This window comes from Nitratireductor sp. XY-223, from assembly GCF_004959855.1.
Lineage (GTDB): Bacteria > Pseudomonadota > Alphaproteobacteria > Rhizobiales > Rhizobiaceae > Hoeflea_A.
Map to the genome: position 1 here is coordinate 589,102 of NZ_SPNT01000003.1, position 26,922 is coordinate 616,023.

The 26,922-nt window shown below is 61.9% G+C and carries 29 protein-coding genes; 16 read left to right on the forward strand and 13 right to left on the reverse strand.

Going from position 1 to position 26,922, the window contains the following annotated elements:
• Nucleotides 1-48: 48 nt before the first annotated feature.
• The 4 genes from E4M07_RS14430 to E4M07_RS14445 all read left to right on the forward strand — a co-directional run bounded on the left by E4M07_RS14430 (nucleotide 49) and on the right by E4M07_RS14445 (nucleotide 3,109).
• A complete protein-coding gene (locus E4M07_RS14430; RefSeq protein WP_136659039.1) occupies nucleotides 49-432 on the forward strand; it encodes a cupin domain-containing protein in 384 nt (127 codons plus the stop codon).
• 100 nt (nucleotides 433-532) lie between these two features.
• The gene (locus E4M07_RS14435; protein WP_136659040.1) at nucleotides 533-1,477 is read left to right on the forward strand and encodes a glyoxylate/hydroxypyruvate reductase A; all 945 of its coding nucleotides are present in this window, start codon (nucleotides 533-535) and stop codon (nucleotides 1,475-1,477) included.
• 29 nt (nucleotides 1,478-1,506) lie between these two features.
• Entirely contained in the window at nucleotides 1,507-1,941 is a 435-nt protein-coding gene (locus E4M07_RS14440) for a PaaI family thioesterase (RefSeq protein ID WP_136659041.1), read from the forward strand.
• 208 nt (nucleotides 1,942-2,149) lie between these two features.
• Complete coding sequence (locus tag E4M07_RS14445; RefSeq protein ID WP_136659042.1) at nucleotides 2,150-3,109, forward strand: TAXI family TRAP transporter solute-binding subunit; 960 nt, start codon at nucleotides 2,150-2,152, stop codon at nucleotides 3,107-3,109.
• Nucleotides 3,110-3,159: 50 nt separating this feature from the next.
• On the opposite strand, the gene E4M07_RS14450 is transcribed toward E4M07_RS14445, so the two are convergent.
• From E4M07_RS14450 to E4M07_RS14460, 3 genes are all read right to left on the reverse strand, one after another.
• Nucleotides 3,160-4,104, reverse strand: a complete 945-nt coding sequence (locus tag E4M07_RS14450; RefSeq protein ID WP_136659043.1) for an alpha/beta hydrolase — start codon at nucleotides 4,102-4,104, stop codon at nucleotides 3,160-3,162.
• Between the two features lie 123 nt (nucleotides 4,105-4,227).
• A complete protein-coding gene (locus E4M07_RS14455) occupies nucleotides 4,228-5,400 on the reverse strand; it encodes a zinc ABC transporter substrate-binding protein (RefSeq protein WP_136659044.1) in 1,173 nt (390 codons plus the stop codon).
• A 179-nt stretch (nucleotides 5,401-5,579) separates the two neighbouring features.
• Nucleotides 5,580-6,011 (reverse strand): cytochrome c, encoded by a 432-nt coding sequence (locus E4M07_RS14460; RefSeq protein ID WP_136659045.1) that lies wholly within the window; start codon nucleotides 6,009-6,011, stop codon nucleotides 5,580-5,582.
• Nucleotides 6,012-6,208: 197 nt separating this feature from the next.
• On the opposite strand from E4M07_RS14460, the gene E4M07_RS14465 reads away from it, so the two are divergent.
• The 7 genes from E4M07_RS14465 to E4M07_RS14495 all read left to right on the forward strand — a co-directional run bounded on the left by E4M07_RS14465 (nucleotide 6,209) and on the right by E4M07_RS14495 (nucleotide 13,084).
• Nucleotides 6,209-7,111, forward strand: coding sequence for a LysR family transcriptional regulator (locus tag E4M07_RS14465; protein WP_136659046.1), 903 nt, complete (start codon nucleotides 6,209-6,211; stop codon nucleotides 7,109-7,111).
• 83 nt (nucleotides 7,112-7,194) lie between these two features.
• Nucleotides 7,195-7,785 carry an XRE family transcriptional regulator gene (locus tag E4M07_RS14470; protein ID WP_136659047.1) on the forward strand — a complete coding sequence of 197 codons (591 nt, stop codon included), beginning with the start codon at nucleotides 7,195-7,197 and terminating at the stop codon, nucleotides 7,783-7,785.
• 86 nt (nucleotides 7,786-7,871) lie between these two features.
• A complete protein-coding gene (locus tag E4M07_RS14475; protein WP_136659048.1) occupies nucleotides 7,872-9,074 on the forward strand; it encodes a glycine C-acetyltransferase in 1,203 nt (400 codons plus the stop codon).
• Nucleotides 9,075-9,086: 12 nt separating this feature from the next.
• The gene (gene tdh / locus E4M07_RS14480) at nucleotides 9,087-10,121 is read left to right on the forward strand and encodes an L-threonine 3-dehydrogenase (protein WP_136659049.1); all 1,035 of its coding nucleotides are present in this window, start codon (nucleotides 9,087-9,089) and stop codon (nucleotides 10,119-10,121) included.
• Nucleotides 10,122-10,141: 20 nt separating this feature from the next.
• Nucleotides 10,142-11,701 carry a trimethylamine methyltransferase family protein gene (locus E4M07_RS14485; RefSeq protein ID WP_136659050.1) on the forward strand — a complete coding sequence of 520 codons (1,560 nt, stop codon included), beginning with the start codon at nucleotides 10,142-10,144 and terminating at the stop codon, nucleotides 11,699-11,701.
• Nucleotides 11,702-11,735: 34 nt separating this feature from the next.
• A complete protein-coding gene (locus tag E4M07_RS14490) occupies nucleotides 11,736-12,155 on the forward strand; it encodes an ester cyclase (protein ID WP_169054222.1) in 420 nt (139 codons plus the stop codon).
• Nucleotides 12,152-13,084, forward strand: a complete 933-nt coding sequence (locus tag E4M07_RS14495; RefSeq protein ID WP_246660454.1) for a fatty acid desaturase — start codon at nucleotides 12,152-12,154, stop codon at nucleotides 13,082-13,084. The genes E4M07_RS14490 and E4M07_RS14495 overlap by 4 nt, the downstream gene beginning before the upstream one ends.
• 12 nt (nucleotides 13,085-13,096) lie before the next feature.
• On the opposite strand, the gene E4M07_RS14500 is transcribed toward E4M07_RS14495, so the two are convergent.
• Nucleotides 13,097-13,984: a DMT family transporter gene (locus E4M07_RS14500; RefSeq protein WP_136659052.1), complete on the reverse strand. Its 888-nt coding sequence runs from the start codon at nucleotides 13,982-13,984 to the stop codon at nucleotides 13,097-13,099.
• Between the two features lie 135 nt (nucleotides 13,985-14,119).
• Complete coding sequence (locus tag E4M07_RS14505) at nucleotides 14,120-14,968, reverse strand: aminoglycoside phosphotransferase family protein (protein ID WP_348640520.1); 849 nt, start codon at nucleotides 14,966-14,968, stop codon at nucleotides 14,120-14,122.
• 74 nt (nucleotides 14,969-15,042) lie between these two features.
• Between E4M07_RS14505 and E4M07_RS14510 the strand changes: the two genes are divergently transcribed.
• A complete protein-coding gene (locus E4M07_RS14510) occupies nucleotides 15,043-15,807 on the forward strand; it encodes a transglutaminase family protein (protein ID WP_136659053.1) in 765 nt (254 codons plus the stop codon).
• Nucleotides 15,808-15,906: 99 nt separating this feature from the next.
• Here E4M07_RS14510 and E4M07_RS29315 read toward each other — a convergent pair whose 3' ends face one another.
• A complete protein-coding gene (locus E4M07_RS29315) occupies nucleotides 15,907-16,680 on the reverse strand; it encodes a S24 family peptidase (RefSeq protein ID WP_246660455.1) in 774 nt (257 codons plus the stop codon).
• 287 nt (nucleotides 16,681-16,967) lie between these two features.
• On the opposite strand from E4M07_RS29315, the gene E4M07_RS14520 reads away from it, so the two are divergent.
• The 3 genes from E4M07_RS14520 to E4M07_RS14530 are packed head-to-tail and all read left to right on the forward strand — an operon-like array spanning nucleotide 16,968 to nucleotide 18,118.
• Nucleotides 16,968-17,174, forward strand: a complete 207-nt coding sequence (locus tag E4M07_RS14520) for a hypothetical protein (protein ID WP_136659054.1) — start codon at nucleotides 16,968-16,970, stop codon at nucleotides 17,172-17,174.
• A 48-nt stretch (nucleotides 17,175-17,222) separates the two neighbouring features.
• On the forward strand, nucleotides 17,223-17,636 hold the full coding sequence (locus E4M07_RS14525) for a hypothetical protein (RefSeq protein WP_136659055.1): 414 nt from the start codon (nucleotides 17,223-17,225) through the stop codon (nucleotides 17,634-17,636).
• Nucleotides 17,633-18,118, forward strand: a complete 486-nt coding sequence (locus E4M07_RS14530; RefSeq protein WP_246660456.1) for a hypothetical protein — start codon at nucleotides 17,633-17,635, stop codon at nucleotides 18,116-18,118. Before E4M07_RS14525 ends, E4M07_RS14530 begins: the two co-directional genes overlap by 4 nt.
• Here E4M07_RS14530 and E4M07_RS14535 read toward each other — a convergent pair.
• The 7 genes from E4M07_RS14535 to E4M07_RS14565 all read right to left on the reverse strand — a co-directional run bounded on the left by E4M07_RS14535 (nucleotide 18,100) and on the right by E4M07_RS14565 (nucleotide 25,830).
• Entirely contained in the window at nucleotides 18,100-18,432 is a 333-nt protein-coding gene (locus E4M07_RS14535; protein WP_136659056.1) for a hypothetical protein, read from the reverse strand. The genes E4M07_RS14530 and E4M07_RS14535 overlap by 19 nt on opposite strands.
• A 77-nt stretch (nucleotides 18,433-18,509) precedes the next feature.
• Nucleotides 18,510-19,397: an EamA family transporter gene (locus tag E4M07_RS14540; protein WP_136659057.1), complete on the reverse strand. Its 888-nt coding sequence runs from the start codon at nucleotides 19,395-19,397 to the stop codon at nucleotides 18,510-18,512.
• A gap of 98 nt (nucleotides 19,398-19,495) precedes the next feature.
• Nucleotides 19,496-20,281, reverse strand: coding sequence for a carnitinyl-CoA dehydratase (locus E4M07_RS14545; RefSeq protein WP_136659058.1), 786 nt, complete (start codon nucleotides 20,279-20,281; stop codon nucleotides 19,496-19,498).
• On the reverse strand, nucleotides 20,274-22,304 hold the full coding sequence (locus E4M07_RS14550) for an acetate--CoA ligase family protein (RefSeq protein ID WP_136659059.1): 2,031 nt from the start codon (nucleotides 22,302-22,304) through the stop codon (nucleotides 20,274-20,276). Before E4M07_RS14550 ends, E4M07_RS14545 begins: the two co-directional genes overlap by 8 nt.
• Nucleotides 22,305-23,465: an acyl-CoA dehydrogenase family protein gene (locus E4M07_RS14555; protein ID WP_136659060.1), complete on the reverse strand. Its 1,161-nt coding sequence runs from the start codon at nucleotides 23,463-23,465 to the stop codon at nucleotides 22,305-22,307.
• On the reverse strand, nucleotides 23,462-24,925 hold the full coding sequence (locus tag E4M07_RS14560) for a carnitine 3-dehydrogenase (protein ID WP_136659061.1): 1,464 nt from the start codon (nucleotides 24,923-24,925) through the stop codon (nucleotides 23,462-23,464). The genes E4M07_RS14555 and E4M07_RS14560 overlap by 4 nt, the downstream gene beginning before the upstream one ends.
• Nucleotides 24,922-25,830, reverse strand: a complete 909-nt coding sequence (locus tag E4M07_RS14565; RefSeq protein WP_136659062.1) for a 3-keto-5-aminohexanoate cleavage protein — start codon at nucleotides 25,828-25,830, stop codon at nucleotides 24,922-24,924. Before E4M07_RS14565 ends, E4M07_RS14560 begins: the two co-directional genes overlap by 4 nt.
• 111 nt (nucleotides 25,831-25,941) lie before the next feature.
• On the opposite strand from E4M07_RS14565, the gene E4M07_RS14570 reads away from it, so the two are divergent.
• Nucleotides 25,942-26,847, forward strand: coding sequence for a GlxA family transcriptional regulator (locus E4M07_RS14570; protein ID WP_206057259.1), 906 nt, complete (start codon nucleotides 25,942-25,944; stop codon nucleotides 26,845-26,847).
• Nucleotides 26,848-26,922 lie beyond the last annotated feature (75 nt).

A 26,922-nucleotide genomic window follows, 5' to 3' on the forward strand; every position in this document is an offset into this window, starting at 1 on the left:
GCGCCGCCTTCGGGCGGCGTGTTTGTTTTGACGGCTCGGAGGCGTGTCATGAATTTCGTCGACCAGGATGATGTTCCTTGGATCGAGGGCGAAGGCTACCGCAAGAAGATCCTGCTGCGGGACGATGCGCTCAACGCGAAGGGCACCCTGGTTCAGATCGTCGAACTGGCGCCGCATGCACGGGTCGAAGACCACCACCATGAAAGCTGCACCGAGGTTTTCCACGTCATGCGCGGGCAGGGCACCTTCGAGATCGACGGCAGGGTTTTCGAACTGCGACCCGGGGACACGCTGACCTGTGAGCCGGGCGAAGTGCACAATACGAGAAACCCGCACAGCGAGCCTTTCACCTATATCGTGTTCAAGACGAACGTGGTGGACAACGATCTGTTCTGGGAGCCCCGATCACCGCGTAATGGCGAACACGGTTGAGCACAGGCGGACCCGGTGTTAACGCTTTGATCGGCGGCGGTTATTTCTGCCTCGTCTCGGTAACCTCGTAATCTCTCAGGAAACCCGGAGTCCCGGCTTGATGAACACTACGATCCCGTTTGTCGCACGCACCGATGAGGATGATCGTGACACATGGCTAGAAGCGCTGGGCACGGCGATGCCGTCCTACAGGATCAAACCGTTCGAAGAGTTGAGCGAAGACGATCGCGCTGCCGCGCGCGTCGCGATCGTCGCCGATCCCGATCCCGCCGACCTGGCGTTGCTGCCCAATTTGGAATGGGTTCACAGCCTGTGGGCCGGTGTCGAGCGGATCGTCGCCGAGCTTCCTGTGGACGGGCCGAAGATCGTCCGTCTGGAGGACCCGCAGATGGCCAAGACCATGGCCGAGGCGGTGCTCGCCTGGACGCTTTACCTGCATCGCGACATGCCGCTTTACCGGCGCCAGCAGGAGGCCCGTGAGTGGAAGATGCACGAACTGCCGTTGCCGTCTCAAAGAAACGTCGGGATCCTGGGTCTCGGCAATCTTGGTCGGGTCGCCGCCGGCAGGCTCCTTGAACAGGAGTTCAACGTGTGCGGCTGGAGCAGATCGGGTACTCGGATGGAAGGGGTGGAGACATTCGGCGGATCCGAAGGCCTCGACCGGCTTTTGGCGAAAGCCGACATTATCGTGGTTCTCATGCCGTTGACCGGCGAGACCCGCGGTCTGCTGGACGCCAGCCGGCTTTCCGGGATGAAACCGGGTGCGAGCCTGATCAACTTCGCCCGAGGCCCGATTGTCGACACCCGCGCGCTTCTGGAACAGCTTGACCGTGGCCATCTGAACCACGCAGTGCTCGATGTTTTCGACCGGGAACCGCTGCCGCACGACAGCCCGCTCTGGTCTCATCCGGCGGTGACCGTGCTGCCGCACATATCGGGACCGACGAACAGGACGACAGCGTCGGCGATTGTCGCACGGAACATTGCGGCCTATTTCGCAAACGGGACAATTCCCGACGGCGTCGACCGGTTGCGGGGCTACTGAAACGGACGTTTGAACACAAGGAGGCACCGTTGAAAATATCCATCCCGGAAACCGTGGACGAATGGAACAGCCGTGGCGATGACTATCTGCCGGGCCATTTGGGGATCGTGTTTCACAAGGTCGATCCGGACCTGGTCGAGGCGCGCTTTTCGGTCATGACATCGCTCATGGCCTGGAACGGCTTCCTGCACGCTGGATCGGTGGTCACCCTCGCCGACACCTGTTGCGGCTACGGCACCTTGCGCTCGCTTCCGGCCGGCGCGGACGGCTTCACGACTGTCGATCTTGTATCGAACTTCCTGGGCACCGCCCGCGACGGTCACGTGCTTTGCAGGGCAACGCCGCTGCACAAGGGGAGGACCACCCAGGTATGGGATGCAGTGGTGACCGCGGAGGAATCCGGAAAAACCATGGCGCATTTCCGCTGCACGCAGATGATTCTCTGGCCAAGGCCGGAAAGTTGATCTTTAAACTATTGGAAAAAAACATTTACAAATCATAATATTGCGTCTATTTCCCAATTCAAAATAGCAGCCAGCATTACGAACTTGAACTGGAAAGAAACAAGGGAATCGGCTTTCCTAGCTCAATACCGTTGCGTTTACACGCGCGCGGGGCCGATGTTGCCCGGTTGGCCTTAAATCATGATCGTCGTCATCGGAGGAATGCGACATGAATTTGCCGACGAAACTTCTGGGCCTTGGTATTGCGTCTGTTTTGCTGGTGGCCGGGCCGGCGCAGGCCGAAATACAGATCGCCCTGAAATCGGCGAAGGAATCGTCCTCCTATTACAAAATGGGCAATCAACTGGCCCAGGCGCTCAAGACCGGATCGAACGGCGAAATCGACGTTACGTTGAGCGACAGTTCGGGCTCCGTGCAGAACATCCTCGACGTGGAAAACGCATCGGAAGACTACATTTTCACGTCTCCACCTGTGCTCGTCAGTCTTGCCCAGCAGGGCAAGGCCATGTTCGCGGACAAGGAAAGCAGCAATTTCGACAGCATCCGGGCATTGTTCCCGATCCCGTCCCTGACCATGCATTTCGTCATGGCGCAGGAGTCCGCTTCGTTGACGTTTTCCGATCTGGACGGCAAATCGCTGCTGATGGACAACGGTACATTCGCTGCAAGGGAAGGGGCGAAGTACCTCAATCTCTTCGGGCTGGAAGGCAAGGTCACGATCGTCGATATGGAACTGTCCGGGGCGCAAGAGGCCCTGAAGGGCGGCAAGGTCGACGGTTTCGTGATGGCCGGGTCATGGCCGGCGCCGATGGTTGTCGAAGTGTCCGAGGGGGTGCGCATCAATCTTCTGACGATGGATGGCGAAGAGGTCAAGAAGACCAAGCGTACACGCATGGTCATACCCGGCGGAACCTATTCCGGAGAAGATGATGACGTCACAACAACGTCGGTTCCGATGGTTGTCTACACGACGACCGAGATGGACGAAGACACGGCTTATCTCCTGACCAAGACCTTTTGGGAACAGAAAAAGGTCATGGCCCAGTCCGCCGCCTGGTGGGAGGGAGTCGACGACCGGCTGATGGTCAACATTACCGGTCGCCTGCATCCCGGCGCACTTAAGTTCTACAAGGAAGTCGGTTTTCCGATTGCCGAGGATCAGCACTAGAGCATCGGTTTCGATCATCCTGCGGTGTATGCCGGCCTTGGCGGCGGCTCCTAGCGGGCGTGCGACCGCAGGAAGTCAATGAGGATCGGATTGACCGTATCGTGCATCTCGTAGAGAAGGCCGTGTGTGCCGTCTTCAATGATTTCGACACGGGCATGCGCCGCCGCCCGCTTCAGGCGTGCCGCGCTCTCGATCCCGATTGTTTTGTCGCTGCCGCCGAACAGTGCCATCATCGGCACGCTCTTTGAGGCCGTCGCGAAGACAGTATCGCAGTTTTCCATGGGCAGGTTCCGCCACGTCTGCAGCAGCGCCGGGAAATACCCCCGATAGCGCATCTGAACCGTGTCGTCTCCCTGCATGCAGCGGGATGTGTCCACCGGAGGCTTCGTGAATTGCGGGTCGCCCATGAGAAGCGACCGGCCGCGCAGCCGCCACAGCCAATCGCCAAGAACCGGAATGCGTAGTATTTTCCCGAAGGTCTTGCCAAGGAAGGGCTGCAGATCCAGTCCGGCGGGTGTAAACAGAAACACAGCCGAAAGCCGTTCGGGATGCCGGACCGCGAATTCAGCGGCGATGATCCCGCCCATGGAATAACCGACGAGCGCCACCGGCTCCTTAAGCGTCAGTGCGTCGATAAGACTCGCCAGTTCAAGGTCATAAAAAGCAGGATCGTAACGGGCATGCGGTCGGTCCGACCAGCCGCGGCCGAAGTGATCGAATAGGACCACATGAAATCCGGCCGCGGCAAGCGCGCTCGCGTTCTGCTCAAACACGAAGTGCGGGGTACCGAAACCGTGGACCATGACAACGACCGGACCGTCCACAGGGCCGCGCCTCGAGAAATAGAGATCGCCTGCGTCCAGCGATACAGTCTCGCCCGGCGCCTCAGTCTTTCGTATCTCTGCCGTTAGAGGTCTTTCGCTGGAGCCGGCGATGTACCAGCTCAGCGCGACGCCCAGCGCGACGATCGCAACAACGCCGATAATCCATTCCATGAGATGTCCCCGATCCGCCCAATGACCCCGGTTGGGACCTTATGGAAGCTGACGGGGTCCCACAAGACGCAAAGGACCGCAGGGCGGTCCTTTGCGCAGCCGGGCCTGGGGCGAACTATAGGCTCAGCTGTTTCCCGACAGGCATGCACGCATGTCGTCGGCCAGTGTGCGTATGAGCTTGAAATAAAGCTCATCACCGTTTTCCAGGGTCGCGCCCAACGGATCGAGCACACCGGAACTGGCGTTGGTGTTTTCCGTAATGACTTCAACGATCTTCGGTTCGAACTGGGGTTCGGAGAAGACGCAGGCGGCATCGAGCGACTCGACCTTTTCCCGGATCTCGGAAACCCGCGCGGCGCCCGGTGCCACTTCGGGGCTGACGGTAATCGACCCGGCGGCTGCAACGCCAAAGCGGTTTTCGAAATAGGGATATGCGTCGTGGAAGACGATGAAAGAACGGTCCTTGACGGGCTCAAGCAGACCGGAGACTTCGGCGGTCAATTCGTCCAGCCGGGCTTCGATCCGTGCCGCATTGGCTTCGTACTTTTCCGCATTTTCGGGGTCTGCCTTTACCAACGTCTCCTCGATCTCGTGGACCAGAGCCTTGGCATTCTGCGGATCCAGCCACACATGAATGTTGAACTCGCCGTGTTCATCGTGTCCGGCATGATCGGCGTGGTCATCATGGTCCGCGTGCTCATCATGATCCGCGTGTTTGTCGTGGTCGTCATGATCGGCGTGGTCGTCGTGATCCGCATGCTTTTCATGATCATCATGATGGTCGTGATCTGCATGTTTTTCGTGATCGTCATGATCGTCGTCGTCCGCATGCTTCTCATGGCCATCATGATCGGCATGTTCGTCATGATCCGCATGGTCGTCATGATCGGCGTGCCCATCATGACCGCCGTGATCGCTGTGGTCATGACCTTCAAACGCGCCTCCCTCGCGCTGCGGCAGGCGCGTCAGGCCATGCGCATCACCGAGGGCAACCACAGTCGCGTTGCGCCCGAGCGACTCAAGCGGCTTGTTGAGAAATGCCTCCAGTTCGGGTCCGATCCAGAAAACCACATCGGCCTGTTCAAGGCTTCGGGCCTGCGATGGACGAAGACTGTAGGTGTGCGGGGAAGCCGCGCCGTCAACGATGATCTCGGGCGTGCCGACCCCTTCCATCACACCCGCGACAAGCGAATGAACCGGCTTTATGGATGTGACGACGGACGGGGCCGCAAAACCGGTCGCCGAGAGGCCAAGCCACGCAACCGAGGCGAAGAGAAAAGCGGGTGCAGATTTCATGATCGAGACCAGACTCGTTATGTTGTAACATCAACTCGTAATGCTATAACGTAATGACAATACGGTCTCAAGCCCCGATGCGCTGTTTTTGGCGCAGGTGCATCTCCGGATAATGTTGGACTATTGTGCAGGCACGGAGCGACTGCACCGGCGGCCGGCGCCGGCGCAGTCTGTCCGTCCTATTTCTTCATGATGCGGTAGCTCTCGTGGCAGCTGCCGCAGTTCTTGGTCGCCGCGCCAAAGGCCGCCCGAAAACCGTCAAGGTCCGCGACCTTTACATTGGTATCGGCAATGAATTTGGCGACGGCCGCGTTGAAGCCGGCCTTGTCTTCCCAGATCTTCGGCGAGGCTTCCGTATCGTTGCCGGTCTCTGATCCCTCGGGGAACAGGTATCCGTAACCGTTCGCCGCCGCGTTCAGCGTATTGAATACGAGCTGTGCCGTGACGGCATCGAATTCCATCTCGCCCTTGGCAATCTTTGCACCGACACCCGTCGCCGCACCCACATTCTTCATGATGTTCTGCCTGTCGGCGGACGGATCGTCAGCCGCGTAGCTGCCGCCAATGAGGGCGGCCGAAAGAATTCCTGCCAGTGCGATCGTGCGATTCATAACGCTCTCCCGTGAGGATCATTGAGAAAACTGCAATCACGACGGTGTCATGCCGTCCGTCATTTTCCGCAACCATGCACGCGCCACTCCGTTCCCGAGAAACGCAGCGCGTCCAGGGGTGCGTACAATGACCGTAAAACTCTAGAAAATGCGAAAACGCTCGACAACGACAAGTTTTGCATATTGAATCTGCATTTATGCAGAACCCTGACTGGGACATATTCCGTTACGTGATCGCTGTCGCCGACAGTGGATCGGCCGTTGCCGCCGCCGAGCGGCTCGGTGTCAACGCGACCACCGTGCTGCGCAGAATTGCGAAGTTCGAAGCCGAGAATGGCGTCCGGCTGTTCGAACGGCGACAGTCGGGCTACCGTCCGACGGTGGAATGCGCCGCGGTGGTGGAGGCGGCCCGCAAGATCGAGCAGAATGTGACGGCGATCAACCGCGACCTCCTCGGTCGGGACCTGCGCCTGGAGGGACAATTGGCCGTCACGACCACAGACTCGTTGCTGGTTTCGCTGCTGGCCCCGCTCATTCAGACCTTTATCGCGCGCCATCCGCAGATCCAGGTCGACGTTTCGGTGACGAACAGCCGGCTTAATCTGACGAAGCAGGACGCCGATGTCGCGATCCGGGCATCCAAGATGCCGCCCGACACTTTGGTGGGGCAGCGGGTTTCCGGTCTGGTCTTCGCTGTCTACGGGGCCGATGCGCTTGTCGATGGCGCGAACGGGAAACGCGAGCGTGTGCTGCGCAAGGCCCGCTGGGTCGGGATCGGCGAGGCGCTCGCTGCTTCACCGGTCGGTGACTGGCTGGCGCGCAACGTTGTGTCCGATCGGATCGCCATGACGGCCGATACCTTCGTCGCGGTACGGGATTGCGCACTGGCCGGGGTCGGCGTTGCCGTCCTGCCATGCTGCCTTGGCGATACCTCACGGGGGCTGGTGCGCGTGACGGATCCCATCAGAGAGATGGATACCTCCCTGTGGGTCCTAACCCATTCCGACATCCGAGGCGCCGCAAGGGTCAAGGCCTTCAATGAATACATCACCAGGGAGTTGCGCGCCAAATCGCCGCTTCTGGAAGGGATGGCGGTTTAACGGACGTCGGTCATCAGATTTCCAATATATCGGAATATGCGCTAAGACAGCCCGGACACATCATTGAGACTGGGGAGCACCCGATGCATGTCGCGCCGACTCCGGATATCGGCAAGATCGTCAGATCGAAGCGCAAGGCGCTCCAACTGACCCTGGAGCAGCTCGCCGAGCGCAGCGGCGTTTCACGCTCCATGTTGTCGGCGATCGAGCGCGGTACCGCCAATCCGACATTCTCGATCGTCTGGGCGCTGTCCCAGGCGCTTGGCCTCGACCTTGCCACGCTTGAGGGGACGGCGCGCCGGGACGAGCCCATCGAGCATCAGCATCATTATTCGACACCCCTTCGGCGAAGCGCGGACGGCCGGTGCGAACTCTATATGCTCAGCCCGGTTCGCACGGTTTTGCCGGTCGAGTGGCACCACCTGGTCATGCAGGCGGACGGTTGCCTGGACTCCGGAGCGCATGCTGTGGGGACCTTCGAACATCTGACCTGTCTATCCGGTTCTCTGTCTGTGTCCGTCAGCGGCAAGACGGTCTATGCGAAAGCCGGCGACACGCTGCGCTATCGCGCCGACGCGCCGCACCGCATCGACAATGTGGCAGAGCGTGAAACGCAGGCCCTGCTGCTGGTCGCGCAGCCCGATCAGTATCGGGCAAAATCTGGTATGGTGTGATGTCATCTGAACGGTGCATGCCTTTCGATTGACATGATCCGCGAATATTCCAATATGCTGGAATCAGTGCAACATATAGGAACATCATGTCCAAAACTCTGATCGATTCTGCCGGAGAGGCACTCGAGGAAATCGAAGCCGCGGGCACGCTGAAACGGGAACGGGTCATAACCTCGCCCCAGGCGCCGATGATCCGCACCCGCGATGCCGACGGCAACGAAAAGGAAGTGCTCAATTTCTGCGCCAACAACTACCTTGGGCTGGCCGATGATCCCCGCCTGGTGGAGGCCGCGAAAAAGGCGCTGGACAGCCACGGTTTCGGCATGGCGTCGGTCCGCTTCATTTGCGGAACGCAGGATCTGCACCGTACGTTGGAGCAACGGACTGCCGCGTTTCTGCGGACCCGGGACGCCATTGTTTTCCCGTCCTGTTTCGATGCCAATGGAGGCGTCTTCGAGGCACTGCTGAGCGATGCCGACGCGGTTATTTCGGACAGTCTCAACCATGCCTTGATCATCGACGGCATCCGGCTGTGCAAGGCGCAGCGCTTCCGTTACGCGAACAACGACATGGCTGACCTGGAAAAGCAGCTCATCGCTGCCAAGGACTGCCGCTACCGCCTGATCGTCACGGACGGCGTCTTTTCCATGGACGGTATCGTCGCCAATCTTCCGGCGATTTGCGACCTGGCGGAAAAGCACGACGCACTGGTCATGGTCGATGACTGCCACGCGACCGGCTTTCTGGGCGAGCGCGGTGCCGGCACGCCCGAACTGCTCGGTGTCGAGGGCCGGGTCCATATCCTGACAGGCACGTACGGCAAGGCGCTGGGCGGCGCCTCCGGTGGATATGTCGCCTCGGCGCAGCCGATCGTCGACCTGCTACGTCAAAGGGCGCGGCCTTACCTCTTCTCGAATGCGGTTGCGCCGGCCGTATGCGCGGCGGCAATCGAGGCCATTGAGATCGCTGAAGCCGCTTCCGACGCGCGCCGGCGCCTGCACGACAACGCCGCACGGTTTCGCGCCGGAATGGCGGCGGCCGGATTCACGCTGATCGAGGGCGACCATCCGATCATTCCGGTGATGGTCGGCGATGCGGCGCTGGCTGCGAAACTGGCCGACACGATGCTGCAGCACGGCGTTTACGTCATCGCCTTTTCCTATCCCGTCGTACCGAAGGGCATGGCCCGCATACGCACGCAGATGTCCGCGGCCCATACGCCCGAACATGTCGGACGCGCTGTGGCGGCATTCACACAGGCGGGTCTCGAACACGGTCTGATCAGCTAGGGAATTGATGACATGCGCGCACTCGTCAAGGAAAAGGCCGCACCCGGGCTGACGATGAAGGAAGTGGAGGTGCCGGAACCCGGACCGGGCGAGGTCCGCATCCGCATCGACAGCGCCTCCATATGCGGCACCGACATGCACATCTACAACTGGGATGAATGGGCGAAGAAGACCATTCCGGTGCCGATGACCATCGGTCACGAGTTTGTCGGCCATATCGACAAGCTGGGACCCGGAACCGAAAGTTTCGAGCCGGGCCAGCGCGTGTCCGGCGAGGGCCACATCGTTTGCGGCCACTGCCGCAACTGCCGGGCAGGGCGCGAGCATCTGTGCCGCGATACCAAGGGGATCGGCGTCAACCGGACCGGTGCGTTCGCGGATTACCTGGTGATCCCGGAGCACAATGTCTATCCGATCCCGGATGACATTCCGGACGAGTACGCGTCGATCCTCGATCCGCTCGGCAACGCCGTTCACACGGCGCTCAGCTTCGATCTCGTCGGCGAGGACGTCCTGATCACCGGGGCAGGGCCCATCGGCCTGATGGCCGCCGCCGTATGCCGCCATGTCGGCGCGCGCCATGTCGTCGTCACCGACATCAATCCGAAGCGCCTGGCGCTGGCGAGCAAGATGGGCGCGACGCGGGCGGTCGTCGCCGGCGAGGAGGACCTCGACGACATCATGACCGAACTCGGAATGAAGGAGGGCTTCGATGTCGGGCTTGAAATGTCCGGCTCGGCCGCTGCACTACAGGACATGATCGAAACCCTCAACAATGGCGGTCAGGTCGGTCTCCTGGGCATTTTTCACGGGCCCGTGGCGATCGATCTCAACAAGGCCATCTTCAAGGGTTTGCAGTTCAAGGGCATCTACGGACGCGAAATGTTCGATACCTGGCACAAAGCACTTGCAATGCTGGAAAGCGGTCTTGACATCTCTCCAATTCTGACCCACCGCTTTGCTTTTGAGGAATTTGAAAAAGGATTTGAGGCGCTGCGAAACGGCCAGGCCAGCAAGGTGATCCTCGACCTGCACCAAGCGACCTGACCGGACTGGAGGTTTGAGCAATGGCAAGCGTGTATTCGGGGGGTGACGCACCGCAACGCAGGCGTGGCGGACGCGAACGAAAACGGGGCGGCGGCGGCTTGCTCGCACGGCCCTTCGTCCAGCCGTCGCGGCCGCACGCACCGATCGATCTCGTCTCCGAGGAGGCTGTCGAGCAAATCCATCAGGCGTCACTCCGGGTCCTCTCCGAGATAGGCATCAACGTGCTTCACGACGGTGCCCGCGCGCTCATGGAAAAGGCCGGTGCGCGGGTCGAGAATGGAGAGACGCGGGTTCGTTTCGACCCCGACCTTATCCTCGAACGCATCGCGACCGTGCCGCAGCAGTTTGTCCTGCATGCAAGGAATCCGGAGCACAATATTCTGATCGGCGGCGACAAGATGGCGTTCTGCCTGATGGCCAGTGCGCCGAACGCCTCGTGCATGGACCGTGGCCGGCGCAGCGGCAACCGGGACGACTATCAGAACTTCCTGAAACTTGCGCAGCTCCACCCAATCATCCACCTGCTCGGCGGATACCCCGTCGAGCCGGTCGATATCCATGCCTCCGTTCGCCACCTCGACTGCATTTCCGATTACATCACGCTGACTGACAAGGCATACAACGTTTACTCCCTCGGCGAGGAACGCATTGCCGACGCGATCGAAATGACCCGTATCGCCCACGGCATCAGCATGGATGACCTCAGGCGCCAGCCTTCGGTTTTCACCATCATCAACACGAACTCGCCGCTGCAGCTCGATATCCCGATGATGCAGGGGATCATCGACATGTCCTCGATGGGCCAGCCCGTGGTGATCACGCCGTTTACGTTGTCGGGCGCCATGGCACCGGTGACGATACCGGGCGCGCTGGTGCAGCAGAACGCCGAGGCGCTCGCCGGGCTCGCATTCAGCCAGATGGTCAATCCCGGCGCGCCGGCCATGTATGGCGGCTTCACGTCGAATGTTGACATGAAATCGGGCGCGCCGGCATTCGGGACGCCCGAATATATGAAGGCGCAATATGTCGGCGGGCAGTTGGCGCGCCGCTATAACGTGCCCTACAGGACCTCCAATGTCTGCGCCGCCAATACGGTCGACGCCCAGGCGGCCTACGAATCGGTGTTCTCCCTTTGGGGGGCGGTCAACAGCGGCGGCCACATGCTCAAGCACGGTGCCGGCTGGATGGAGGGCGGTCTCTGCTGCTCCTACGAGAAGGTCATTCTGGACATCGATCTCCTGCAGATGGTCGCCGAATTCTGCACCCCGCTGAAGTTCGACGAGGACGAACTGGGCGTGGACGCCATTGCGGACGTGGGGCCGGGCGGCCACTTCTTCGGCACCCCCCACACGCAGGCGCGCTACAAGGATGCATTCTACGCGCCGATCATCAGCGACTGGCGCAATTTCGAGACCTGGCACGAGGCCGGTGAGCCGACCGCGATGCAAAAGGCGAACGCAGTCTGGAAGCAGCGCCTTGCCGAATATGAACGGCCGGCCCTGGACTCCGCGATCGCGGAAGAACTGCGCACGTTCGTCGAACGCCGCAAGCACGAAGGTGGCGTGCCGACGGATTTCTGACGGGAAACGAAGCCTTGCAGCGAGGAAACGCACGATGAGTGATGCGAACAAGCAGCTGGCGCGAAGGGCACTGGAATTCTGGTCGAGCGACAACGATGACGACGTGGCGCTGGTGTTTGCCGACAGTTACGTCAATCACCAGGAGCCGAGCATCGAGGGCGACGTGAAGGATCTCGACCTGGGCGGCTGGAAAACTCTGGTCAGCGGCTACCATGCCGCGTTCTCCGAGTCCCGGGTTCGGGTCATCATGCAGATTGCAGAGGACGATCTCGTAGCCACGCGCTGGGAGTTTTCCGCCAGGCACACCGGCGACTATGCGGGTCACGGACCGACCGGCAGGACGGCGGTCTGGACCGGTATCGATATCGACCGGGTCGCCGACGGCAGGATTGTCGAAAGCTGGGTCGACTGGGACAAATACCGACTGCTTGAGACACTGGGGCTGTTGCCGTGACACCGAAGCTGGCGGAAAAGGCCGATACGGGCGCCACGGGCCACCGCGAATTCCTTGCTTCGCTTTCGCCGCAGCAAAAGAAGCGGCTGACGGAAAAATCGGATGCGAAAGGTACCGCAGCCCTGGCGGCCCACGCCGGCGCGATTCTCCTTCTCGGCGGTCTGATCGCGGCCAGGGTTCCGTTCTGGCCGCTGCTGATGGTCCCGCAGGGCATCGCGATCATTTTCCTGTTCACGACGCTGCACGAGACCATTCATCGCACGGCCTTCGCCACACCCTGGATAAACGACGCGGTTGCCCGGGTCTGCGGGTTCCTGATCCTGTTGCCGTCCGAGTGGTTCCGCTTTTTTCATTTTGCCCATCATCGCCACACGCAGGACCCCGAACGCGATCCCGAGCTGGCGCGACCCAAGCCAAAGGCGGTCGGCCAATACATTGTTCATGTTTCGGGACTGCCGGTCTGGGTGCGGCAGGCCGCGACGCTGCTGTGGCTTGCGTTCCGCGGCACCAGCGACGATTTCGTGCCGCCGGCGGCGCGTCCGCAGATCGCCCGCGAGGCGCGGCTTATGCTGGCGCTCTATGCGCTGCTCGCGGCTCTTTCCATCGCCGCCGGATCCGCCGTGCTGGTTTATGTCTGGATCATTCCGGCAATCCTCGGCCAGCCGTTCCTGCGGCTTTACCTGCTGGCCGAGCACGGCCGCTGCGCGTTCGTCGCCAACATGTTCGAAAACAGCCGCACGACCTTCACCAACAGGCTCGTGCGGCGGCTTGCCTGGAACATGCCCTACCACGCGGAACACCACGCGTTTCCCGGCGTGCCGTTTCACCGGCTTCCCGAGTTTCACCGGCTGACGAAATCGCATCTGCGCGAAACCGAGGACGGGTATGTTCACTTCCACGGCCGTTATGTGCGTTCCCTCGGCGGATGAGAAGAGCCGACTTCAAATAAGGATGAGGGCCGTGCCTGAAACCGCGAGCAGCGCACCGAGCCAGGCGAGAAGCCTGGGGCGGACGCCGGTCAGGGTCCAGATCATCGGCAGCATGATGACAGGAGCGGCGGAACCGAGCACGACGGCGACTCCGGTGTCGATCCAGCGCACGGCATATAACAGAAGGCTCACGGCAACCACGTGACCGAGTACACCAGGCACAATGGCGTGAATGGTCAGGCCAAGCCCCGGTTTTTCCAGTGCCGCGAACATTGGCGCGTTCCAGAACGCCATGATCATGATGACAAGTGTTCCGCCCGCCGTGCGCAGCGCATTGGCGGCAAGAGGGTCGGTTCCGGCGAGCATGGCCGGCTTGAGAAAGACCAGCCCGACCGCATTGGACAGGGCCGCCAGCAGTCCAAGAGCGACCATGATCGCCATGGGTCCGTGCACATGTTCCAGCCTGTCCTTTGCGTTGCTGCCATATAGAATCGCCAGCGCCGTTCCCGTCAGCGTGATCGCGCAGCCAAGCAGCTGCTGACCGCTGATGACTTCGCCGAGGAAGATGAAGCCGAGCAGTGCCGCCAGCGGGCCGTTCATCGACAGAAGCAGTTGCGATCGGCGCGGTCCGCCACGACGCATGCAGGCGAACATGGAGACATTTGCCGCCACCACGCCAATGACGCTTGCAACGACAAACGCCGGCCACTGATCCCACGCCACACTTCGCCAGCCGCCCAGCAGGGTAACAACGACGATGAGCAGCGCGGCCGACCAGCCGAGCTGCATGCGGGTCAGCGCGAAAGGACCAAGCAAAGTCGCCGGCTTGTGAGCAAGAATGGCGCCTGCCGCCCAGCAGCAGGATGCGCCGACGGCAGCGGCGGCGGCAAGGATCGGCATGGGTGGGACAGGTCTCCGGCGAAATGAATATCGGGCGTCACCTAACACGAATATCTGGTGTAGGCTACGTCTTTTGCAGCGCCAAGTTGAGCGCCTCCACAGCCGACGCGCTCAGGTGCAAAACGAGATACGCACTCAACTCGCCATCTCGGCCGCCGCGAGACGCGCCAAATCGAGCCTTGCATCAATACCGCCAGCATCGTCTGCAAGCATCATGGCTGCCGACAGACCTGCCCAGGCGTGGATCCATTTCAGGAGGCGCGGGCGGTCTATGGCCGCGGTTCTGGAGACGATCCCGGCCTGCCGCGCGAGCCGTCCGCGGCGAAGTGCGGCGCATGGATCCGGGTTGCCGAACAGGCAGCAATATTCAAACGACCGGTCGCCGATGAGGCCTTTCGGGTCGATGGCAAGCCAGCCGCGCGGGCCGAAATTCAAAACGTTGCCGTGATGCAGGTCTCCGTGCAGAACGCGGCTGTCCGACTGCGATGCAAGCAGTTCTGCCGCTGCATCCGCTGAATGGCGAAATATACCACCGTGGACGGCTGCCGCCGCGAATAGGCTATCAAAGCGGCGTTCAAGCGGGATGAGCCCGGACGGAGGTTCATCAGTCTTGCCATGTAGCGTGGCGGCGGTCGAGCAAAGAACTCGGATTGCCTCGTCGTCCTCACCGTTAACTGCCATTATGTCGAGCTGTGGATCGGGCAGGGCCCTTTCCATAAGCAGGGCGTCACCTGCATATTCGAACACCTTTGCAGCGCCGACCCCGTCCCACCAGGCCATGACTGACGCACCGAAACGTTCCTCTGGCACCAGAGCGATCTTCAGCATGGCTTTACTTCCGTCACGCATCCTGACCGGCAGGAGGCGGCTGTAATCGGTGATGATCGCAGTGCCGTCGGCCACCAGATTCCAGTGGTCCAGATAGGGTGAAAACATGAGCGCAGACATAGCACCGCCTTCAAAGGGCCGGAAGCCGTTCGGCAATGCAAAAAATATCTTGAATCTATAGTCGCTAGAGACATTAGCATTGTTTCACCGTGTCAAAAAAGAGGATTGAAATGAGCGACAACGAAGTGAAACTGCTTCAGCAAACTCCGATGCTAGATTTCGGGAATCCGGCGATCGGCGACCTGATCGAAAAGCGGCGTTGGCGGCAACTGAGCAGGTATGATCGTATCGGCGCGGCCTATGAATTTGTTCGCAACGAAATAGCATTTGGCTACAACAGCGCTGACGAAATCGCTGCCTCGAGGGTCCTGGCTGACGGTTACGGGCAGTGCAACACCAAGGCGACATTGCTGATGGCGCTGTTCCGAGCGTTGGAAATCCCATGCAGGCTGCATGGCTTCACCATTCACAAATCCCTACAGCGCGGTGTTATGCCGGAACTTGTTTACCGGATTGCGCCGGGCAATATCGTCCATTCCTGGGTAGAAGTTCTCTACAACGACAAATGGATCAACCTTGAGGGGTTCATCCTTGACGATGCCTATGTGGCAAGTCTGCAGGCAGCCTGCGAAGAAAGCAGCATCTGCGCATTCGGCGCCGGTACCGACAGGCTGATGGACCCGCAAACGAGCTGGAACGGCACTGATACCTACATCCAGAGGACAGGGATCAACGCGGATCTGGGGCTGTTCGCGTCGCCGGATGAATTTTACGGCAGTCACAGCCAACAAATCAGCGGCCTGAGACGGCTTGCCTATGTCTACTTCATCCGTCACTGGATGAACCGGCGCGTGGCAAATATCCGGGCCGGTGCGGTGCCAAAGTTACCGACCGGCCGGCCGCATATGCGGTCCCAGGGGGCGGAGCTTATGTGAGAAGGTCAGCACCCGAAGTCACCACCGATTGTTGTTGCGCAGCCGGTGTGAACGGCTGTACGAGTCAACGGCACGAGATCGATATGGGTAGCGCAGCCGCTAGACCGCGCCGCCCATGACGACGAGGTGAACCGATATCACCTGGCCGGCCGGAAACAGCAGCTCCTTCTCGGGATTGTACTGCGCCAGAACCAGTTCCTCCGCATTCCAGCGCACGAAGCGTTTGACATAGGCAAGAACAGGTCCATGCTCCTCGGCCTGGATCTGGGCGACGACAAAATCGCCGCGGCGTGCCCGCTTGGACGGATTGACGAAGACGATTTCACCGTCGAAATAGCGCGGCTCCATCGATTCGCCGGCAACGTAGACGGCATAGGCGCCCGCGACCGATGAAAGGCTCGGTGGCGAAAACACATCTTCCAGCCGGTCGCCATTCATCACAAACTCACCATCAACACCACCGACTGCCTGCCCGTAAACGGGGATTTTCACATGCGGGTCAGGCAGTTCGTCGCCCAGTCGTGCATTGGCCGGCAGGGTTCCCGCCGGCGTTTCGGTCCCTGCCGTATTTGATTGTATTCGATGTGCAGTTGCAACCGATATCTCGTGGTCGATCACAGAAATGTTCCGGTTGTGTTCCGTAGTGCCTGCAGGAGGTCCGGTCGGCGAGGGCGGATTGTAGGAAGCACCTCCGAACATAAGTTCGGACGGGCTCATACCAAGATGCGGAGCTATTCGCTCCGCCCATTCCTTGGTCAACTGCCGTTCGCCGGCCTCCAATCGCCTGATCTGGGGTTGGGACGTCGCGGTGCGCTCGGCTAGCTGTGCCTGTGTCAGCCCCAAGGCCTCCCGTCGCTGCCTGATGGTGTTCATCCGTTTTCCCCGGTCCGCAGGTGAGTAATAATCCGCATTATTCCAAACCGGTCTATCGGAAAACCAGAATGGTATTTTGCATTGACGAGTATACCAAAATGGAATAAATTGCAAATCATTCCAGATTTTGTTTCAAAAATAAGGGTTTGCCAATGCCGCCTCGCGCCAATCCCGTTTGTGTAGATCGGCCGACAGACGTATCGGAACCGTCCGACCCCACCGGATTAGCGGATGGTGAATCGTGTGTTTCAAATTTTAATGACCAAGAGAACAAAACAAGAACATACGTGACGGACTCCGCCACCGGGAGACTGGCGCCGGCGCTTGGGATCGATCGCGTCTGGCGGGAAGTGGTCGATTTCGGGGAGCCGACTTCGGGCACCGGCGAAGCGGACTGGGGCCGCAAGCGGATATCGGTGGCGAGGGTCTCCATTCTCGACGACCCGACCGGAACCGCGATCGGAACACTGCAAGGAGGAAAAGGCGACGCATAGCGGAATTTTGAGCAATTCATCCATTCAACACAGCAACAGGGACGAGCCATGCACGAAGATCGGCAATCGGATGCACTGCCCGAAACAATACTCGACATCAATGCAACGCCGCGCGGCCGGCGCGGCCGGCTCGATATGCGGCAAAAGGAGGCGGTGCTCAGAAGTTACGCTGCGGGTGAGCCGACCTGTGCAATCGCCGATCGCTTCGACATCGACGAAACCTATATCCGCAAACTCGCCAGCCGCTATCGCATCCGCAAGGGCGCATTTGCGCAACCGGCCGAATTGCGAACACCGGCCGCGCGCAAACCGAAATGCGGAGGCCACCTTGCGGCCTTCAATCGGGCACGGCGGGGATTTCATGTTCCCGGCCATCTGGAGCAACCCTACACGGACCTGCTCGTGCGCGGTCTCAGCCGCATGCAGGCCGCCCGCAAGCTGGGGCTGATCGAAAACCCATGACGGCGGGTAGGCAGGCAGCAAGGCCGACACCGGATAGCGACCGGAAGGCCAGGGCGCATCGGTGCGATATCCACAAGGTGGCGCGCCAGTGCGGCGTAAGGCTATTCAACGGCGGGCGCGTCTACAAGAAGGCGCGCGGACCCGGAGAATGTTTTTCGCCCGGGACCCTGCGGCGCATCGGCAGGGCAAGTGGCGAGGCGCACCTTGCGCTGGTGCTCCGGCTGATTGTCGAATCGGAAGGCAACGCGACGGAGCTCTACGCGGATACGCTTTCGGCCGTATCTTCGCTCCTTGAGCACCATCCTGAATTGATCGAACGGGGATCCGCGCTGTTTGACGCGTTCGATTCGATCGACCTTGCCGCCGTCCGGCGCCGCGCCCAGATGATGGACTGCGGCCTGCCTGCCGCCCATGTCATGCGTGTCCTGCTTCTCGCAGGCCTGCTGCCGGCAACGGCTATCGGTCAGACTTCGCGCGCATGAAGGGTCCACTCGGCGAGCGCCTCGTCCCAGCCCGGGATGGTTTTGCTTTCATACCCATGGACCTTTCCGGTGGCAATTTTGGCGAAGACACGCATCGCCTGTCGGTGCGGTCCGCTCGTCAGATAGGCAAGCATGCTCTTGCGGTCGCTCCAGACCGTCAGCGTATGATGCACACCGGCAATTGTGCGGGTTTCGGCAAAGCGCATCCCGTCGGAGTTTTTTGCCTGCCGGAACGAACGGATCGCGTGCCAGTAAAACCGCGGCAGGGATTGCGGTCTTCTAAGCTTGAGGCCTGTAACGGACACATAGACCATGATCGGGCTCCCACGTTCGCATAATACAACCGTCGTTCATTACGAAGGATGCACGATGTCGGATCAGATGTGCCGGCCTATGTGTGCTCGACGATCGGGGGCTCGGAACGCTGCCGCTCCGTCAGGATGAAGGCGACGCCCGCAATGACGATGGCGCCGCCGATCATGACCTGGGGCGTCAGACGCTCGCCAAGGAACAACGCGCCGCCGGCGACGGAGAAGACCGGAAGCATCAGGAGGAACGGGGCGATCTGATTGAGCGGGTGCCTGCGCACCAGCGAATACCAGAGGCTGTAGCCGATAACCGTCATGACGATGCCGAGATAAACCACGGCCGACCAGACGATCCAGTTGGCCGACCGCACGGCCTCAAAGTGGCCGCCCTCGAAGATCAGCGACATGACCACAAGCTGGGGCGTTGCGAAAACGGCGACCCAGGCGGTGACCGCCATCGCGTTCATTTCGCGAAGTGTTCGCACCATGGCCTGGCCGACCGCCCAGGAAAACGCACCGCCGACGACAAGCAGGATCGAAAGCCAGGCGGCGCCGAGCCTCGGCTCTCCGGCAATCAGCCCGACGCCGGAAAAGGCGATGGCGATGCCGAGCCATTTGCGCAGGCTCGTCTTTTCGCGGAACGCCACAGCGCCGACAAGCACCAGGAAGGGCACTTCAAGCTGGACCACAAGCGCGGCGACCGAAGCGTCGATCCCGGCAAGGCCGGTGAATGTCAGGCTGTATTGGATGGCGGCCGAGACCAGGGCGATCGAAAAGATCCAGAGAAACTGGCCGACCGGCGGTTTGACGAACCAGACGAGCACCAGGGCGGTCACGGCAAACCGGAAGGCCATCAGAAGGATGGGCGGAAAGTGATTGATCGCGCCCTTCGCGAAAACGATGCCCATGCCCCAGACAAGCGCGACCGAGACGCCCATGAGATAATCAATCGGGGAAAGCCTGCTGCCCATCGCCTCAATCCGTGCTGCTCCGAATGGCAGCCCGGCGGGCCGCTCGATGAGCGAAGGTCAAACTGCGCGAAGTCTGCGCTGTTGGCAAGCGTTTCGCCCTAACGGCCCTTCCAGACGGGATCGCGCTTTTCCGCAAAAGCGTTGAAACCCTCGAGCAGATCCTCCGAACCGTAGAGCGTGTCGACCGTTTCGAAGGTTCGGCTGGTGATCTTGTCCAGCGCGTCCTGGAACTTCATGTTCTCGGCCTCGCGGACCACCTCCTTGATGGCCGCAAAGACCAGCGGCGGGCCGGATTCCAGATGCCGCGCGAGCTTCCAGACCTCCTGCGACAATGCCTCCTTCGCCGCGATGCGATTGACGAAACCCCAGCGATGCGCCTCCTCGGCATCGAGCCAGCGTCCCGTAAACAGCATATCCATGGCGATGTGATAGGGAATGCGCTTCGGCAGCTTGATGGACGCCGCGTCCGCGACGGTTCCCGAGCGGATTTCCGGAAGGGCGAAGGTCGCGTGTTCGGCGGCGAGAATCATGTCGCAGGAAAGCGCCAGTTCCAGACCGCCGCCGCAGCAGATCCCGTTGATGGCGGCGATGACCGGCTTGTTGAGGCCCGGCAGTTCCTGCAGGCCGCCGAAACCGCCAACACCGTAGTTTCCGTCGACGGCGTCGCCGCCGGCCGCCGCCTTCAGGTCCCAGCCGGGACAGAAGAACTTCTCACCGGCAGCGGTGAGGATCGCGACGCGCAGGGACGGGTCGTCGCGGAAATCCGCGAACACATCGCCCATGATCCGACTGGTCGCCAGATCGATGGCGTTGGCCTTCGGCCGGTCGAGCGTCACTTCGAGGATGCCGCCCTCGCGGCGGGTCCTAATCGGCTGGTCAGTCATGGGCATTCTCCCTTGAAATCAGTGCGTCGGCGGCGATTGCGAAGTCGGGGCCGCACAGCAGCGGGTTGATCTCGACTTCCGCGAGCCTGCCGGCATTGGCCGTGACAAAATCCTGAAGGGCCATCACCGCCGAGACGATGGCCTCGCGCGAGGCGGCCGGGGCACCTCTGTACCCGTCAAGCAACGGCGCCGTTTTCAGAGCACCGAGCGCCTCATTGACAGCCTCGCGCGATGCGGGAACGAGCAGCGACTGCCGGTCACTCAGCAACTCGGTCATGATGCCGCCGGCCGCGATCGTCAGCAGGAATCCATGGGCATCGTCGCGCACCACGCCGATCAGCAGCTCTGCCACGCTTCCGGTTACTTGCCGCTCCACCAGGAAATGCCGTACCGGCATCTCTCGCGCAGCATGTTCCACCTCGGCGTCAGATTGCAGGCCGAGCACCACCGCGCCTTGCTCGGTCTTGTGAGTGAAGCCTTCCCCTTTCAGCACGACGGGAAATCCCAGCTCCTTGGCCGCCGCTGCGGCTTCTGCCGGCGAGTTCGCCGACCGCGCCTTCGGGACAGCGACGCCGAACCGCTCGAGTTCCGCCTTGGCGGCGGCTTCACCCAGTGCTTCGGGACGGGACGGGGCGGGGGCGGTCAGCACTGGCGCGCGCTCCGTCGCTTTTCCGGTGTCGGCCGCACAGCGGACAGCGGCACAGGCCTCTTCAAGACCGTTCAGCGGTGTTATGCCGCCCTCCATGAACTGGGCGGCTATGGTCTCGGGAAGGTTTTCCGCCAGGCTCGACACGACGGCGAAATTCCTGCCGGTCCTCTCACGCGCTGCGAGGCTGGCCGTAATCAGCCGGTCCCAGTCCGATTGATCGCACCGGTCGCTGCGTGGGAAGTCGAGCACCAGCAATGTCAGCGCGGTTTCGGCTTCCGTCATGGTACAGAACGTTTCCGTCAGCGCCACCTCGTCACGCCAGACCTGCGTGTGATAGTCGAGCGGATTGGATGGTGAAACGAGCGGCCCGAGCAGTTCGCGCAGCCTTGCCTCCTGCGTTCCCGTGATCGGCGGAAATTCAAGGTCGTGGCGGTGCGCCGCATCGGCGATCAGGGCCGCTTCGCCGCCCGAACAGCTCATCGAGGCGATGCGCCGGGATTCAAGGGGCCCTGCAACATGCAGCAGTTTCATGGCTTCAACGAACTCGCTGAGCGTATCGACCTGTCCCATGCCGAGCCTGCGGAACAGCGCATCGGCCCCGGCCGCGTGGCCGGCGAGCGACGCCGTGTGCGAGAGCGCAGCCGCGCGTGCGCGATCGGAATTGCCGACCTTGAGTACAACGACCGGCTTGCCCAGCCTGTCGGCGGTTTCGGCCAGCGACTCGAAGGCGCGGATGTCCTCGATCCCCTCGATGTGAAGCCCGAGGACGCTGACGCGACTGTCCTCCAATAGCGCCTTGCCGATTCCGGCCAGCCCGATCTGCGCCTGGTTTCCGGCGGTGACCACGTAGGCGAGTGGCAGGCCGCGTGTCTGCATGGTCAGGTTGATCGCTATGTTGGAGGACTGGGTGACGATCGCGGCACCGGCCGCAACGCGCGCGCCGCCATGTTGATCCGGCCACAACAGCGCGCCGTCGAGATAGTTGACGAAACCGTAGCAGTTGGGACCGAGCAGGGTTACGTCGCCGGCCGCTTCCAGCAGTTCCGACTGCAGATCGACCCCGTCCGCCGTCTCGCGAAACCCGCTGGCAAAGCACACGGCGCCTCCGGCGCCGGCGGCATTGAGCGCCCGCACGGTCTCGATGGTCGCGTGGCGGTTGACGCCGACGAAAGCCGCATCGGGGATACCGGGCAGGGCGCTAATGTCTGTAAACGCCGGAAAACCGCCCAGGGTCTCGCGCGAAGGATGGACCGGCCAGATCTCACCCGTGAATCCCATTTTGAGATTCTGCGCGATGACGGCCTCGCACCATTCGCCGCCGCCGACGACGGCAATCGACCGCGGGCGCAGCAGGCGCTGGATCTGCGTCGACACTCAGGCCCCCAGCGGCCGCAGCAGGTCGCGGCTGATGATGTGGCGCTGGATCTCGGATGTGCCGTCCCAGATCCTCTCGACGCGCGCGTCGCGCCAGAACCGCTCCAGCGGCAGGTCGTTCATCAGGCCCATGCCGCCGAAGATCTGGATGGCGGCGTCGGTAACCCGTGCGAGCACCTCCGTTGCAAAGACCTTGGCGCTGGCGATTTCCCGGTTCGCGGGAAGACCTGCGTCCAGCCGCCATGCGGCGTTGAGCGTCAGAAGGTCGGCGGCGTCGATCTCGGTGATCATGTCCGCGAGCTGGAAGGAAACCCCCTGGAACTTACCGATCGGCTGTCCGAACTGCTTGCGCTCCGCAGCGTAGCCGAGCGCAAGATCGAAGGCGCGCCGCGCCCGCCCGACGGCCATCGCCGCCACGGTGAGCCGGGTCGCGTAGAGCCATTCGTTCATGACCGCGAAACCGCCATCCACCTCGCCAAGGACCTGCGCCTGCGGCAGCCGGCAATTATCGAAATCGAGCACCATGTTCTTGTAGCCGCGATGTGACACGGACTGATATCCTTCGCGGATCGTGAAGCCTGCCGTACCGCGGTCCACGAGGAAAGTGGTGATGCGCTTCTTCGGTCCGCCGGGCGTCTGGTCCTCGCCGGTCGCGACGAAGACGATAACGAAATCAGCGTGTTCCGCGCCGGATATGAAGTGTTTCGTTCCATTGACGATCCAGTCCTCACCGTCGCGGATCGCGGTGCACTTCATGCCGCGTATGTCCGATCCGGCATCCGGCTCGGTCATTGCCAGCGCGTCCATTTTCTCGCCGCGCACCGCCGGCAGCAGATAGCGCTCGATCTGGTCGTCGCGGCAGGCCATGAGGATATTCTGCGGGCGACCGAAGAAATGCGTGAGGGCCATCGAGCCGCGACCGAGCTCGCGCTCGACAAGTGCGAAGTCCACATGCGAGAGGCCAGCACCGCCGACACTTTCGGGAAAGTTGCAGGCGTAGAAGCCGAGGTCGATCGTCTTCCGCTTGATCGCGCTGGCAACGTCCTCCGGTACCGCGCCGGTGCGCTCGACCGCGTCCTCGTGAGGGTAGATTTCCTTTTCGACAAAGGAGCGGACCGTGGAGACGATCATCTCCTGCTCGTCGGTCAATCCGAAATTCATGCGGACCTCCTCTGGCCGGTATGCCGGCCGGCGGTTTCGGGGCGCGGTAATGCGGCATGCTTTTGCGTGATTGCTTCAACGGCAGCGCTGACTTCGGGTAGGGCCGGGCAGGCGCGGCCCGCACCGCTGTTCACGTGCAGCAGCATCTGTTCGGCAGTCGCGACGGTGCGGCCGCCGGTAAGGATGGTGTGGAACAGGTGGATGCGCTTCTCGTCCGAAGAAAGGATCTGAGTGGTCGTTGTCAGCCGCTCGCCGAGCTTGGCCTCGCCAAGATGCATAAGATGGGATTCGACCGTGTAGTAGCTGTGGCCGGCGGCAACGTAGTCGCGATCCGCGCCGATCATGCGCAAGAGCGCGTCGGTGGTGTCGCCGAACACCTGCAGGTAACGGTGTTCAGTCATGTGGCCGTTGTAGTCGATCCACGACGGCAGCACGGTCGCCTCCCACAGGCTGAGCGGCGCGGCGATCTCGCTATCGGGAACGGCGAGCGGCCCGGCGACCTGCCGTTCATGCGCGTTGATGAGCGCACCGGCGGCACTGTCGCGGTCCTTGAGCGCGCGCATGATGCCGATGAGATTGTCGTCGCGCAACCGCTCGAGTTCGCGGATCGAGCGCGCCCCCGACTGTTCGTCCGACTGGGCTGCGATTTTCTCGACGAGTCCGTCGGTGAGCTCCGGAACGTCCGTCAGGCGGGTCCAGGGCCAGTGCAGGCAGGGCCCGAACTGGGCGATGAAGTGTTTCATGCCCGCTTCGCCGCCGGCGATGCGGTAGGTCTCGAAGAGGCCCATCTGCGCCCATCGCAGCCCGAATCCGTAGCGGATCGCGTCATCGATCTCCTCGGTTGTGGCGATATCGTCGCGCACCAGCCACAACGCCTCGCGCCAGACCGCCTCAAGGAACCGGTCGGCAATGTGCGCGTCGATCTCGTTGAGCAGGTGGAGCGGCGCCATGCCGATGCTGCGCAGGATCGCCTCGGCCCGTGCAATATCGCCATCGCTGTTGGCGCCGGTCGTCACAAGCTCGACAAGCGGCAGCAGGTAGACCGGGTTGAACGGGTGAGCGACCATGATGGGGCCGGGTCGTTCCACGCTTTCCTGCAGTTCCGACGGCTTGAATCCCGATGTGGACGATCCGATCAGCGCATCGCCGGCGGCACGGGACAGGATTTCCCGGTAGGTGTCGTGCTTGATGTCTAGGCGTTCCGGAACGGATTCCTGGATCCAGGTGGCTCCTTCAACGGCTTCGGCAATGGTGGCGTGAAAGGACAGATCGCCTTCGGCGGGTAGGGAGACATCGTAAAGCTGCGGCAGTGAGAGCCGCGCGTTGGCCAGCACCTCGCCGATCTTGCGCTCCGCGTGCGGGTCCGGATCGAACACCCGCACATCCCAGCCGTTGAGCAGGAAACGCGCCGCCCAGCCGCCGCCGATGACGCCGCCGCCGATGATTGCCGCCGTCGTCATTGCGGTGCCCGCTTGACGAGACCGAGGCGCTCGCGCACGGCCTGCGGACCGATGACCTTGGCGCCCATCGCCTCGATCAGCGCCACGGCACGCTCTACCAGCGCCTCATTGGTGGCGAGCTTGCCCTTGTCGAGCCACAGATTGTCCTCAAGCCCCACGCGGACATTGCCGCCGGCGAGAACGGCGGCCGCGACATAGGGCATTTCGTTGCGGCCGATCGAAAAGGCCGACCAGTGCCACTCGCCGGGCACGTTGTTGACCATGGCCATGAACGTGTTGAGATCGTCGGGTGCGCCCCAGGGAATGCCCATGCAAAGCTGGACGAGGGCGGGGCTTGTGATAATGCCCTCCGAGACAAGCTGTTTGGCGAGCCAGAGGTGGCCCGTGTCGAAGGCTTCGATTTCCGGTTTCACGCCCAGGTCGGTCATCATGCCGCCCATAGCCCGGAGCATCCCGGGCGTGTTCGTCATGACGTAGTCGGCTTCCGCGAAGTTCATCGTGCCGCAGTCGAGCGTGCAGATTTCAGGGAGGCAGTCGCGGATATGGGCAAGCCGCTCCTCGGCCCCGACCATGTCCGTGCCGTCCTGCAGCGGCAGCGGTGAACCGGGATGTCCGAAGACCAGGTCCCCGCCCATCCCCGCCGTCAGGTTGAGCACGACATCGACTTCCGATTCGCGGATGCGCTCCGTGACTTCCCGATAGAGATGAGGATCGCGTGCCGGTGCGCCGTTTTTCGGATCGCGCACATGGCAATGAACGATCGCCGCGCCGGCCTTGGCCGCGGCTATGGCGCTGTCGGCGATCTGCTCGGGGCTGCGCGGGACGTGCGGACTGCGGTCCTGGGTGCCGCCCGATCCGGTGACGGCGCAGGTGATGAAGACTTCACGATTCATTTCGAGCGGCATGGCAGGCTACCTCCTCCTTGGGAAACGCTACGCCGCTTGCAATTCTTGTTCATGCAGTTTTAGACTGAAAACATGCCGGATTGGTTCAAAACACGTGCTGGTACCAGCAGGGTGGGCATCCTGCTTTTCGAGCAGTTCTCCAACTTCTGCCTCGCCAACACCGTTGAGCCGCTGCGTGCGGCCAATGATGTGGCGCGGCGCCGACTCTACGACTGGCATTTCCTCACGCTCGACGGCAATCCCGTCGCCTCTTCAAGCGGCCTTTCGGTTGCGCCCGATACGGCACTACGCAACGGGCCGGGCGGCGATCTTCTGTTTTTACTGCCGAGTTACGGATTCCGCGCACTGGCGAACCCGGCCTGCCTCGCCGCGCTGCGCGCGGCGGCGCGGCGTTACAGCACGCTCGCCGGCCTCGACACCGGAAGCTGGCTGCTGGCGACGGCGGGTCTGCTGAACGGACGGCCGGCGACGATACACTACGAGGAGTTGGAGGGGTTTTCCGAGCAGTTTCCCGAGATCGACGTGCGGCGCGAGCGGTTCATCATCGATGACGACCGGATCACTTGCAGCGGCGCCATGGCAACCTACGACCTGATGAGCGAACTGATCGGCCGCCATCACGGCGAGGCGCTTCGGCTCGAGGTCGGCTGGCTGTTGATGCAGGGGCGCTCACCGGCTGGCGAGGCGCCGGTTGCGGCAAGAAGCACCGCCGTACGGCGCGCGCTGCGTGTGATGCAGGAATGCGTCGAGGTCCCGCTGCCGCTCGGCATAATAGCTCGCCGTGCTGGATTGACCCAGCGCGCGCTCGAACAGCGTTTCAAAAACGAGCTGGGAGCCTCGCCGCGCACCGTTTACCGGCGCATCCGATTGCTTGCCGCGCGCAAAATGGTCGACGAGACGCAGCTTCCCGTCGGCGAGATCGCCCTGCGCTGCGGCTATGAGAACCCGAGCGCCATGACAAGGGCCTTCGTCGCGGAGTTCGGAATGACGCCGCGGGATGTTCGCAACGCCCTGTGACTTGCATAAGGTTCGCGCATCTGGTGGTAATCACTTCCGAAGGCGCCGCGACCTGCTTTGAGGGCGGCGCAGTGA

What these genes read in the sequence shown, in the direction of transcription:
- E4M07_RS14430 (WP_136659039.1), top strand. Translation starts at nt 49, where the DNA reads ATGAATTTCGTCGACCAGGATGATGTTCCTTGGATCGAGGGCGAAGGC.
- E4M07_RS14545 (WP_136659058.1), bottom strand. Translation starts at nt 20,281, where the DNA reads ATGACTGACCAGCCGATTAGGACCCGCCGCGAGGGCGGCATCCTCGAA.
- tdh (WP_136659049.1), top strand. Translation starts at nt 9,087, where the DNA reads ATGCGCGCACTCGTCAAGGAAAAGGCCGCACCCGGGCTGACGATGAAG.
- E4M07_RS29315 (WP_246660455.1), bottom strand. Translation starts at nt 16,680, where the DNA reads ATGAACACCATCAGGCAGCGACGGGAGGCCTTGGGGCTGACACAGGCA.
- E4M07_RS14475 (WP_136659048.1), top strand. Translation starts at nt 7,872, where the DNA reads ATGTCCAAAACTCTGATCGATTCTGCCGGAGAGGCACTCGAGGAAATC.
- E4M07_RS14555 (WP_136659060.1), bottom strand. Translation starts at nt 23,465, where the DNA reads ATGAATTTCGGATTGACCGACGAGCAGGAGATGATCGTCTCCACGGTC.
- E4M07_RS14445 (WP_136659042.1), top strand. Translation starts at nt 2,150, where the DNA reads ATGAATTTGCCGACGAAACTTCTGGGCCTTGGTATTGCGTCTGTTTTG.
- E4M07_RS14435 (WP_136659040.1), top strand. Translation starts at nt 533, where the DNA reads ATGAACACTACGATCCCGTTTGTCGCACGCACCGATGAGGATGATCGT.
- E4M07_RS14455 (WP_136659044.1), bottom strand. Translation starts at nt 5,400, where the DNA reads ATGAAATCTGCACCCGCTTTTCTCTTCGCCTCGGTTGCGTGGCTTGGC.
- E4M07_RS14510 (WP_136659053.1), top strand. Translation starts at nt 15,043, where the DNA reads ATGAGCGACAACGAAGTGAAACTGCTTCAGCAAACTCCGATGCTAGAT.
- E4M07_RS14560 (WP_136659061.1), bottom strand. Translation starts at nt 24,925, where the DNA reads ATGACGACGGCGGCAATCATCGGCGGCGGCGTCATCGGCGGCGGCTGG.
- E4M07_RS14525 (WP_136659055.1), top strand. Translation starts at nt 17,223, where the DNA reads ATGCACGAAGATCGGCAATCGGATGCACTGCCCGAAACAATACTCGAC.
- E4M07_RS14530 (WP_246660456.1), top strand. Translation starts at nt 17,633, where the DNA reads ATGACGGCGGGTAGGCAGGCAGCAAGGCCGACACCGGATAGCGACCGG.
- E4M07_RS14470 (WP_136659047.1), top strand. Translation starts at nt 7,195, where the DNA reads ATGCATGTCGCGCCGACTCCGGATATCGGCAAGATCGTCAGATCGAAG.
- E4M07_RS14450 (WP_136659043.1), bottom strand. Translation starts at nt 4,104, where the DNA reads ATGGAATGGATTATCGGCGTTGTTGCGATCGTCGCGCTGGGCGTCGCG.
- E4M07_RS14490 (WP_169054222.1), top strand. Translation starts at nt 11,736, where the DNA reads ATGAGTGATGCGAACAAGCAGCTGGCGCGAAGGGCACTGGAATTCTGG.
- E4M07_RS14465 (WP_136659046.1), top strand. Translation starts at nt 6,209, where the DNA reads ATGCAGAACCCTGACTGGGACATATTCCGTTACGTGATCGCTGTCGCC.
- E4M07_RS14460 (WP_136659045.1), bottom strand. Translation starts at nt 6,011, where the DNA reads ATGAATCGCACGATCGCACTGGCAGGAATTCTTTCGGCCGCCCTCATT.
- E4M07_RS14500 (WP_136659052.1), bottom strand. Translation starts at nt 13,984, where the DNA reads ATGCCGATCCTTGCCGCCGCCGCTGCCGTCGGCGCATCCTGCTGCTGG.
- E4M07_RS14535 (WP_136659056.1), bottom strand. Translation starts at nt 18,432, where the DNA reads ATGGTCTATGTGTCCGTTACAGGCCTCAAGCTTAGAAGACCGCAATCC.
- E4M07_RS14485 (WP_136659050.1), top strand. Translation starts at nt 10,142, where the DNA reads ATGGCAAGCGTGTATTCGGGGGGTGACGCACCGCAACGCAGGCGTGGC.
- E4M07_RS14565 (WP_136659062.1), bottom strand. Translation starts at nt 25,830, where the DNA reads ATGCCGCTCGAAATGAATCGTGAAGTCTTCATCACCTGCGCCGTCACC.
- E4M07_RS14540 (WP_136659057.1), bottom strand. Translation starts at nt 19,397, where the DNA reads ATGGGCAGCAGGCTTTCCCCGATTGATTATCTCATGGGCGTCTCGGTC.